This is a genomic window from Cupriavidus sp. SK-3 (assembly GCF_000611145.1).
GTDB lineage: Bacteria > Pseudomonadota > Gammaproteobacteria > Burkholderiales > Burkholderiaceae > Cupriavidus.
On record NZ_JFJV02000249.1, the window covers coordinates 1 to 5,973 of the forward strand.

The window sequence follows — 5,973 nt, forward strand, 5'->3', positions numbered from 1 at the left end:
CGCTCCCGCCAAGTGCAGCCCCGGCGAGCCGGCATCGAGGCCGGCTCGCTCGAACTGCGCAATCTCGGTGACGGTGGCAGGCGTATCACCCTCGGTATCCATTACGACTTGCAAGCTGATCCGCATGGCGGCCTGCCACGCATGTCTGGGCATGCCAGTCTATGCCAGGATCTGTTGCAAACGTTCATTGGCGGCCCGACGGTCGAAGCGCCGGTCCAGCCAAACCAGCCATTGGTCGACCTCATCCCGCAGGTCGTCCAGCATAACTGGACCCTCGCGCAGCGACTCGAGCCAGTCGAGGAACTCGTACTCACTGCGGTCGTCCCTGGCCTCCAGATACCTCTCGATCCCGCCGATGTCCTCTGGCGGACAAGGTCCGCAACCCGCCACGCAACGTGGCAGCCGGCCAGGACGCTGCCGCAGCATACGCCGCTCCAACCGTATATCGTGGCGCCACCACGCGTTGAAGTCATACACATATACGAAGCCTTCGTGTTCGCGGAGACAAAACGCAGTCAGTGGCAGTTCGTTTGCCGCAGTGGAGAACTGCAAGACGCCCTCATGAGCTTCGCCGTAACGCCTGCCACGAATGCTGAACGTGTGCAGATGCTCGTCGGCCCAGCCCATGACTACCTGGATGACATTGTGCAATTGTCCGAGCGTCAAGTGCTCAGGAACGAGGACGCGTCGCCAAACCGGCGGGCTCAGGCCGCTCAGAGCAATTCGAAGTTGAAGGATCGAGGTCGCGCCCCAGGATCGGAAGCCATGCGCGCATTGTCGATGCCTCATTGGCCTCTCGGTGGTGGTCCGGTAGTTCGCCCCCGTTTTGGCGCGGTCTCCTCAACGCGAATGAGTCTTGCCGTATAGCGATTGGCATCTCTCGCCCCGAAACAACGCAGTCGCATCGTGTGGTCACCCCGAACGTGGGGTACCGCACGGATCGGCGTTGTTCCGGGGGGAACCAATGTTACCCTCTCGCTAACCGCGGGGAGCTAGAGGCAAAGCGGGACAAGCCTGGCGGCTGCGATCGGGCGGTTCAATGTGCCAGTTGCGCTCGGGAGGAGCTGACGTGCCTCATTCATCGGTATTTCAGCGTGCCATGGACGCGGTCGCCTGCATCTCGACAGATGCGCCGCCCTGGACCGATATCCTCACGACAGGCCGCGATTTAATTGGCGCCGATTCCGGCTCGCTCATCATGATGAACGGGAGCGGCGAACTTCTCAACGTCGATCACGTTGGAATATCAGACGCCACGATCTCAGACTACGCGGAGCATTACCACAAGGTCGACTTGCTCGCGCACGCCTCTCTCGGGCTGGCACCGGGCACCTGGTTGGACAGCAACGTCGCCATCCCACGATCGCAGCTCCTGCGCTCCGAGTTCCACAACGACTACCTTCGCAAACACCGTCAGGAGCAGATCTTCGCGCTCCTGCTTGAGCGGAATAGCGAACAGCTAACAGGCTTCAGCTTCCAACGATCGAGCATCGAAGAAGGCGCCGGCGTGCGCCTGGCGGCCGGCGAAGTCGGCATCTATGTCCGGGAGTTTCAGCGCGCCTTGGCGCAAAAGAGATCATCTATGGCTGAAAACCTGAAAGTTCTGGACGACACCCTATCCTCGCTGGGTGAAGCGGCTTGTCTCGTAACAGCGGGCGGCGCGATCACCCGCGCGTCGGACGCGGCGTTGGCCATGCTCGACTACCAAGACGGGCTGACCATCAAGAAAGGTCGCCTACACCATCCCCTGCCCGGCGTCCTTGCTTACATTCGGCGCAACTTGGCCTTGGCACTGGTCACCGGCGCGAAGTCCAAAGCGACAGTGTCCATTGCTCGAGGCGAGACCCTGGTGCTGGACATTGCCCCCGCATCCAACCGACTGAAGCTGGCAAACGAACGCCTTCTTGTGGTTCGGATCAGGCGCTGTAGCGCTTTCGGTGCGCCGAATGTCGAATCGCTTGTCCATACATTTGGCATCACGCAGGCCGAAGCCAACGTTCTAGCCGCCCTGGTGGCCGGGTTGGCGCCGGCTGAGTACGCGCAGGGAAACGGGGTGTCGGAGAGTACCGTTCGCACGCAGGTGGCGAGCATCAAGATGAAGCTAGGCTGCAGTCGCGTCGTGGACCTCGTCAAGTTGGCCGTTATTTCTCAATCGTGAAGCCTGGGCCAGTCGGCCAGCTATCTCGTGACTCGATGCGCGGCTTCACCAGCGGCCCTCCGCGCCGTCAAGCATTTTCTCCAAGTCCGCGCTGGCTAGATTCTGCAAAGCCTCCATGACAGATGTTGTGCTCCTCCCGCCACGCACCCCGCCGTAAACCCCAAAGCGACGATCGTTTCACGCTCGAGAAACCCTTGCCGACAGGACGAGCTAGCCGGCTTCGATCAACATCCGCCCCGGTCAGACTCGCCTCTGCGCCCTAATTTCTTCGTATTTCTCATCAAAGTTGATGATGTGGGCCGGCCGCCTGGCGGCAAGACTTGTAGCCAAGGCGCTGTCAGGGGAACGGCTATGGCTCGGATCGAGGTTGCTGAAAATCAGGTTGTTGGTGGCGCGTCAGCTACGGCATCGCCGGCTGTCGGGCGGGGGCCACTTGAGTTGCAGGGACTGGATGAAGCAAATCCTCTGGCTGGGAGCGTGCGGGACTTCGCCGGCGGCGCGGAGATCCATCCAGCCTTGCGCGCGGATCGATTCCATCGGTGGGCTGTTGCCCGGATAAGGATGGGCGGCTATCCCTACGCGAAGACATTGATGGGTGCCCCAATGGCAGTCACCTCTCTGGCGATGATGGATGGCTCGATCTATCAGGGGCTCAACTTCTCGTCGCAGGACTACCTGAGCCTTTCGACGCATCCAACGGTGCTCGGTGCCGTATTGGAGGCGATGCACAAATTCGGAGTCCATAGCGCCGGGTCGACCGCGCTGGCTGGGAATTGCGGGTTAGCGCCAGCGCTTGAGGCTGACCTGGCCGATCACCTGCACATGAACCATGTCTGCCTGTTCCCTACAGGGTGGGCAGCGGGCTATGGCGTGATAGCCGGTCTCATGCGGCCTGACGACCATGTCGTGATCGACCAGCTTGCTCACAACTGCCTTCAGCAAGGCGCAGCAGCGGCTACTAGGAATGTCCACCTATACCGACATCTGGATGCCGAGCACCTTAGCCGGGTGTTGGCAAGAATTCGTCGTAGGGATGCCGTCAACAGTGTGATGGTCGTGACCGAAGGCGTGTTCTCCATGGATTCGGATTCGCCAGACCTAGGCGCGCTACAGACAGTGGCTTCCGAGTACAACGCTATCCTGCTGGTCGATGTCGCCCACGATCTCGGCTGTTTGGGTGGTTACGGAGGTGGCGCGTTGGAGTTGCAGGGAATGCTGGGGAAGGTTGATCTGGTAATGGGTAGCTTCTCTAAGACGTTCGCCTCAAACGGAGGGTTTGTCGCCAGTACAAATCCGGCGATCAAGGAATACCTGCGTTTCTACGCTCCCCCGAACACGTTCTCCAACGCTCTGTCTCCCCTACAGCTAGCAGCCATCCATGCCTCCCTAAGGATCGTCCGATCGACGGAAGGTGCTTTCCGTCGCGAGAAGCTGATGCATGCTATTACCGCGCTACGCGCCGGACTGACCATCCGCCAGTTCAAAGTCCTGGGTGAGCCGTCGCCGATCGTCCCGGTGATGGTGGGTCACGATGCTCTGGCCCGCCTGACCGTGCGTGAAATCACCCACCGCGGTGTGGCCGTCAATCTGGTCGAGTACCCCGCTGTCTCTACCAATACCTCCAGGTTGCGGCTCCAAGTCATGGCCGACCATTCAGCGGAGCAATGCCTGGATGCCGCCCACCGCATCAAGGGCGCTTTCGACGCGGCTTCAGTGGAGTGGAACGATGCTGGCCGGTGATCCGGCCGAGAGGCCGCCTGGCATCGACGCGCCTTCCGCCTCGTCCTCTGTGTCTTCTCCCTCCCCGCGCCAGGTACGGACAAACATTCTAGACAATTGCCGGGACCGGTCGTGGCTGATCGGCCTTGGGGTTTGGTCGGCCGCTATTGGGGTGTGGGTGACGGTCTTCTATGCAGGCCTCATGACCGACGCCATCTGGCTCAAGGCGTGTCTTGGTGTCGCCTTGGGATTCGCAACTGGTGTGGTGTTTGTCATTGGCCATGACTGCGCCCACCGTTCCCTAGTGCCAAGCGCACGGATCAACCGGATCATGGCGCAGGTCGCCTTCATGCCATCCCTCCATCCCGTCTGTACCTGGGAGACCGGGCACAATAAGCTTCACCATGGGTGGACCTGTCTGTTGGGCAAGGATGAAGGATATCCGCCCCTGTCGCCGCAGGAGTTCGCCGCGCTACCGCCGTGGCGCCAGGCGCTCCACCGGTTCTATCGATCGCCGGCCGGGCTGGGGTTCTACTACCTCGTGGATATCTGGTGGCGATGCCAGATTCTGGCGCTGCCGGCAGGCTTCCGCGACTTCCGCCGGCGGGATGGGTGGATCGACTATGGGCTGGTCGGGGGCTGCTTGCTCGCCCAGCTCGTGGTGGCCACGCGCGCCGGTATGGGTGGCGCCTTGGCGAATTGCCTGCTGATGATCGCCCTGCCATTCGTCGTCTGGAATTTCGTCATGGCCTTCGTCACATTCCAGCATCACACCCATCCCGGGGTCGTCTGGTACCGGGACCAGCGCGAGTGGAACTTCTTCCGGGGGCAGGTCCGCGGCACCGTCCATGTCCAGATGCCGGTATGGCTCGACGTCGTGTTCGGCCGGATCTTCCAGCACACCGCCCACCACGTCGACAAGACGATTCCGCTATACCACCTGGTCGAGGCCCAGCGGGCGCTAGAGGATGCCTATCCACGTGACGTCTGTGTCGCGAAGCTGTCCCTCTCGAATCTTCTGTCCATCATCAGGGCGTGCCAGGTGTTCGACTATGAAGCGAAGTGCTGGATGACGTTCGACGCGGCGATCGGGCGGGTAAGCCCGGTGGTGCCCGCCGGCGGGCTGCCCACCGCTCACGAGGAGGCGCCGCGGTGGAATCTTGGGTGCGAGCTCGGGTTCGTGGCGTGGATCGGTCTCTGCGTGCTGATCATCGGGTACTCGATCGTGCCGCGCGCGGCGCTGGTCGCGCCATATGGCGACGTGGCCCTCGCGATCTACCTCGGGCTACCGGGGGGCCTCATGTTCTATGGAGCCCATCTTCTCTGGCAGTTCCTTGCGCGCGGCCGCGGGCCCATTCGCGAGCGGGTCGCAGGCTGGCCCTGGCACGACAAACTGGTGGCGACGGTGGTGGCGTTTTTGGTGACCGATGCGACGTGGGCGTGGGCGGTGGGCTGACCCTCGATTGCCCCGGGGGCGAAGTGCCAAAGGTCGTAGTCGCAAGGTTGGTGGAGGGGCACGCCATTGCGCTGCGTGCAAGAGGCAAGCGGCTAGGAGGTGTGCGCTGGCGAACATTGTCGGCTCTTCCTCATCAAGATTGGTGATGCCGACAGGCTGCACTCGGAAATAGTCTGCAAGAAAACTTCGGGGGATGTCATGAGACTCGGAATCGCAAAGCGTCGGACGTCTCGGATAGTTTTTGGGGTTCTTGTCGGAGTCGGCACGTCCATTCTCGTTGGGTGCGGCGGTGGATTGGCAGCGATTCGCGAATCCGCCACATCTCCGCCAACCGACCGATTTTGATAGAAAATAGGCCGGGTCAGGCCGCCCGTCTGACCATCGGGATCGGCACCTGGGCTGTCATAGCCAGACTGCAGGCGACGACGAACTGATAAGTGGCCCACCAACGTCTTCCGGAGGGCAAGCGTATTCGCAAGCCAGGCATACCGGCAGAGCCAGCGCCAGGTCAGGGTAGCCGACTGATTCGACAATGACGCGGTGCTGCCAGTCATCGCCAAAGTCATAGCGGTACTCGAATTCGGTGGCCGAGCCGAGCGCATGGTTCAGCCGAACGCCCTTCTCCGACCGCAGGCCTTCA

General features: G+C 61.7%; 5 protein-coding genes. 3 read left to right on the plus strand and 2 right to left on the minus strand.

Annotated features, from left to right (window positions below; genetic code table 11):
• Nucleotides 1–159: 159 nt before the first annotated feature.
• Entirely contained in the window at nt 160–789 is a 630-nt protein-coding gene (locus CF70_RS34035) for a plasmid pRiA4b ORF-3 family protein (protein ID WP_081862365.1), read from the minus strand.
• Between the two features lie 280 nt (nt 790–1,069).
• Between CF70_RS34035 and CF70_RS35325 the strand changes: the two genes are divergently transcribed.
• The 3 genes from CF70_RS35325 (at nt 1,070) to CF70_RS26130 (ending at nt 5,333) form a co-directional block, all read left to right on the plus strand.
• Nucleotides 1,070–2,158 (plus strand): helix-turn-helix transcriptional regulator, encoded by a 1,089-nt coding sequence (locus CF70_RS35325; protein WP_160172296.1) that lies wholly within the window; start codon nt 1,070–1,072, stop codon nt 2,156–2,158.
• A gap of 351 nt (nt 2,159–2,509) precedes the next feature.
• Nucleotides 2,510–3,898 (plus strand): aminotransferase class I/II-fold pyridoxal phosphate-dependent enzyme, encoded by a 1,389-nt coding sequence (locus CF70_RS26125; RefSeq protein WP_081862367.1) that lies wholly within the window; start codon nt 2,510–2,512, stop codon nt 3,896–3,898.
• Between the two features lie 181 nt (nt 3,899–4,079).
• Nucleotides 4,080–5,333 (plus strand): fatty acid desaturase, encoded by a 1,254-nt coding sequence (locus CF70_RS26130; protein ID WP_160172297.1) that lies wholly within the window; start codon nt 4,080–4,082, stop codon nt 5,331–5,333.
• A gap of 402 nt (nt 5,334–5,735) precedes the next feature.
• On the opposite strand, the gene CF70_RS26135 is transcribed toward CF70_RS26130, so the two are convergent.
• On the minus strand, nt 5,736–5,973 hold a 238-nt coding region (locus CF70_RS26135; RefSeq protein WP_160172298.1), incomplete at its 5' end, for a plasmid pRiA4b ORF-3 family protein.